The sequence below is a fragment of the Marimonas arenosa genome, assembly GCF_030848945.1.
GTDB lineage: Bacteria > Pseudomonadota > Alphaproteobacteria > Rhodobacterales > Rhodobacteraceae > Marimonas > Marimonas arenosa.
This window is the reverse complement of record NZ_JANHAX010000019.1, coordinates 1-237: the sequence shown is the minus strand read 5'-3', so window position 1 is coordinate 237 and position 237 is coordinate 1. Positions and strand designations below refer to the sequence as shown.

Annotated in this window: 1 protein-coding gene; it reads right to left on the bottom strand. The window is 33.3% G+C overall.

The annotated features are described in order from the left end of the window. Positions 1 to 237, bottom strand: a 237-nt coding sequence (locus NO357_RS21305) for a DHH family phosphoesterase (RefSeq protein WP_306737779.1), incomplete at both ends; no start/stop codon positions are given.

Sequence of the window (237 nt, the reverse complement as noted above, 5' to 3'; positions counted from 1 at the left end):
GCGTCTAAAACTGCATTATGTATTTCTGAGGACTCGGCTCCTTTATCAATTAAATATGCTGTTACTCGATGAGTTTTGCTAGTTGTAGATGCAAATCTAAATGAACTCGTATCTGTCATGATACCGGTATATAAGCATGTAGCAATATCTTTATTAATTTTATCCTTATCACCAAGCATGTCGATAAAATGAAATACCATTTCACAGGTAGAACTCATTGTTACATCTGAATACATA